At 71.2% G+C, this 2,732-nt stretch carries 1 protein-coding gene; it reads right to left on the bottom strand.

Annotation, left to right across the window (positions count from 1 at the left end):
* On the bottom strand, positions 1-2,732 hold a 2,732-nt coding region (locus ACQR1F_RS32125), incomplete at both ends, for an amino acid adenylation domain-containing protein (RefSeq protein ID WP_434914549.1).

Genomic DNA, 2,732 nt, shown 5'->3' with positions numbered 1-2,732 from the left:
TCGCTGCCGCTCCAGCGCGCCAGCACGGTGGCGAAGGCGGCGTGCAGCACCATGAACAGGGTGACGCCATGGCGTCGTGCGAGCGCCTCCCAGGCTGCGACCTCGTCGGCCCCGTGGCGCAGATGCACGAAGCCCGCGGGATGGTGCGGCGTCGCCGGCCGCGGCAGGTCGAGCGGCAGTTCGAGCCGCGCCGGCGCATCGGCGAGCGCCGTGCGCCAGTAGGCGAGCTCGCGCGGAATCGGACCGTTGGGATCGGCCAGCAGCTGGCGGTGCCACAGCGCGTAGTCGGCATAGTGCACCGGCAGTTCGGGCAGCCTCGCGACCGTGCCGTTGCAGGCGGCCGCATACAGACGGGCGAGCTCGCCGAAGAAGATGCCGGACGACCAGCCGTCGAAGGCGATGTGATGGATGACGACCGCGAGCACGTGGCGCTCGGGAGCGAGCCGCACCAGCACCGCATGCAGCGGCAGGTCGCGCGACAGATCGAAGCGGTGCTGCACCAGGCCGTCGAGCCGCGCGGCCAGCGCAGCGTCGCGGTCGGCGGGCGAGAGATCGGAGAGGTCGTCGTGCAGCAGGCGGAAGGCGCCGGCCGGGCGGATGATCTGCACCGGCGCATCGGCCTTGAGCTCGACCGTGCTGCGCAGGCTCTCATGGCGTGCGACCAGGGCCGTCAGCGCGCGATCGAGCGCTTGTGGATCAAGCGCGCCATCGAGGTCGAGCGCGAAGGGAATGAGATAGGCGGCCGAGCCGCCTTCGAGCTGATCCAGGAACCAGAGCCGGGTCTGGGCGGCGGACAACGGCAGGTCGACCGGACGGGGCACGGCGACGAAGGCGGTGGCCTGATCGCCGGTCTCGCCGTCGAGGCAGGCGGCGAGGCGGGCAATGGTCGGCTGCTCGAACAGCCGGCGCAGCGGCAGCTCGCGGCCGAACTGGCTGCGCAGGCGGGAGACGAGGCGGGTGGCGAGCAGCGAGTGGCCGCCGAGCGCGAAGAAATTGTCGTCGATGCCGATGTTGTCGTGGCCGAGCAGCTCGGCCCAGATCGCGGCGAGCGCCTGCTCGGTGGCGGAGCGCGGTGCGCGATGGGGCGCCTCGGAGGCCACGGCGAGGTCCGGCTCGGGCAGGGCCTTGCGGTCGAGCTTGCCGTTCGGGGTGAGCGGCAGCGCATCGAGCGTGACGAACAACGCCGGCACCATGTAGTCCGGCAGCAGGGTGCCGAGATGGCTGCGCAGCTCTGCGATGGACGGCGCGATGCCGTTGCGTCCGACGACGTAGGCGACGAGGCGCCGCCCTTGCGGATGCTCCTGCGGCACCACGGCGGCAGCAGCGACGCCGTCGTGACGGCGCAGCGCGCTCTCGACCTCGCCGGGCTCGATGCGGAAGCCGCGGATCTTGACCTGATGGTCGGCGCGACCCAGGAACTCCAGCGTGCCGTCGGCGCGCCAGCGCGCGCGATCGCCGGTGCGATACAGCCGGCTGCCCGGCGGTCCGAACGGATCGGCGATGAAGCGCTCCGCCGTCAACCCGGGACGGTTGATGTAGCCGCGCGCAAGACCTGCGCCCGCGACATAGACCTCGCCCACGACGCCGATTGGCACGAGTGCAAGGCGCTCGTCGAGCAGGTGCACCTGCATGTTGTGGACCGGGCGGCCGATCGTTGGCGGCGCGTCGTGCGGACCATCGGAGAACCAGGCGGTGGAGTAGACGCTCGCTTCCGTCGGCCCATACAGATTCCAGATCCGGCAGTCCGGCAGCACGGCGCGCGTCCGGTGCACCAGCTCCTCGGGCAGCGCCTCGCCGGCAAGGATCAGCGCGCGCGCGTCGGTCGGCAGCGCCGACATGTCGAGCAGCGCGCGCAACACCGACGGTACGCCACTCAACAGCCGCATGCCGGAGCGGCCGCGATGGGCGATGGCGAGCAGGTCGGATGCGACCTCGATGCACCCACCGCAGCTCAGCGGCGAGAACATCTCCAGCACCGACATGTCGAAATTGATCGAGGACGAGGCGAAGGTCGCCGCCAGCACGTCGGTGCCAACAGCGGCAAAGCTCCAGCGCACGAGATTGACGAGGCCGCGCTGTGGGATGGCGACGCCCTTGGGGCGGCCGGTGGAGCCGGAGGTGAAGATGACGTAGGCGAGGTCGTCGGGCAGCGGACGATGGTGCGGCCGCGCCGGCGGCGGCTGCAGCAGCGCGGGATCGTCGAGCCAGAGCTGCGCGAGATTGTCGGGCAATGCGGCGGTGCTGCCGTCGGTCAGCACCAGTTTCAGCCGGGCATCCCCGGCCATGACGCACAGCCGCTCGGCCGGATAGGCCGGATCGAGCGGCACATAGGCGTGGCCGGCCTTGAGCACGGCGAGGATCGCGACGATCAGCTCCGGCCCGCGGTTCAGCGCAATGCCGATCAGCGCGTTCGGCGTCGGGATGCGTGTAGTCAGATGCGCGGCGAGATGATCGGCGCGGCGGTGCAGCTCGGCATAGCTGATCTCGCCGCCGGCGTGGATGATCGCAGGCCGGTCGGCATGGTCACGCGCGGCCGCATCGAGCAGATCGAGAATGGTCTCGTCGACAACACGCGGCGCAGCCGTCGCATTCCACGTTTGTAGCTGGCGCCGTTCGTCGGCGCCGAGCATCGCGAGGCTGCTGAGCCTCGCCGCGCCGTCGGCCCTCGCCATCGCACCGAGCAGGGTCGCGACATGGCCGGCCAGCCGCGCCATGCTGGCGGGGGCGAACAT

It is taken from the genome of Bradyrhizobium sp. HKCCYLS3013, from assembly GCF_051167615.1.
In the GTDB taxonomy this organism is placed as follows: domain Bacteria; phylum Pseudomonadota; class Alphaproteobacteria; order Rhizobiales; family Xanthobacteraceae; genus Bradyrhizobium.
Note: the sequence above shows the minus strand (reverse complement) of the source record. Positions and strands in the feature narration are given on the sequence as shown.